Source organism: Protofrankia coriariae (assembly GCF_001017755.1).
Classification (GTDB): Bacteria; Actinomycetota; Actinomycetes; order Frankiales; family Frankiaceae; genus Protofrankia; species Protofrankia coriariae.
On sequence record NZ_JWIO01000091.1, the window covers coordinates 1,070 to 1,867 of the forward strand.

The following is a 798-nucleotide window of genomic DNA, read 5'->3' on the forward strand; positions in this document are numbered from 1 at the left end:
GCTCGCCCGCCAGCCATCCAGGGGTGAGGATCAGCCCGTGGACGTCGTTGTCTCCGGCGCATCCGGCCTGATCGGGTCGGCGCTCGTCCCGGCCCTGCGGGCCGACGGGCACACCGTGCGCGCCCTGGTCCGGCGGCCCGTGCGGGACGGCTCGGAGATCCGCTGGGATCCGGCCCGCGGCACGCTCGAGCCGGCCGCCCTGGCCGGGGCCGACGCGGTCGTCCACCTGGCTGGCGCCGGGGTCGGCGACCACCGTTGGACCACCCGTTACAGGCGGCGGATCCGCGACAGCCGGATGTCCGGGACGACCCTGCTGGCCACCGCGGTGGCCGCCACCCACCCGCGGCCGCGGGNNNCCACCCGCGGCCGCGGGTGCTGCTGTCCGCGAGCGCGACCGGTTGGTACGGCGACACCGGGGACCGTCCGGTCGACGAGTCCGAGCCCCGTGGGAGCGGTTTCCTCGCCGAGCTGGTGGCCGACTGGGAAGCAGCCACCGCCGCCGCCGAGGAGGCCGGTGTGCGCGTGTGCCACCTGCGTTCGGGGGTCGTCCTCTCGGCGCGCGGCGGCGCGCTGGCCCGGCAGCTCCCGTTGTTTCGGCGCGGGCTCGGTGGCCGGCTGGGCTCGGGCCGGCAGTGGCTGAGCTGGATCACCCTGGCGGACGAGACAGCGGCGATCATCTTTCTGCTGGCCGCGGACGGCCTGCGCGGCCCGGTGAACCTGACCAGTCCGGCGCCGGTCACCAACATCGCCTTCGCCCAGGCTCTCGGCGCGGCGGTGGGCCGGCGGGCGATCCTGCCG

At 76.9% G+C, this 798-nt stretch carries 1 protein-coding gene and 1 pseudogene (both only partly in view); both read left to right on the top strand.

Annotated features, from left to right (window positions below; all coding sequences use genetic code 11):
* Positions 1-283: pseudogene (locus FrCorBMG51_RS33325) on the top strand (NAD-dependent epimerase/dehydratase family protein) (its annotated part extends 44 nt beyond the left edge of the window); the annotation flags it as partial.
* An 89-nt stretch (positions 284-372) separates the two neighbouring features.
* Positions 373-798, top strand: partial view of a DUF1731 domain-containing protein gene (locus FrCorBMG51_RS24235; RefSeq protein ID WP_338052813.1) — the 5' portion only. Its footprint extends 201 nt past the window's final position; 426 of the gene's 627 nt are visible here — the first part of the coding sequence; its start codon is at positions 373-375; its stop codon lies beyond the right edge, outside the window.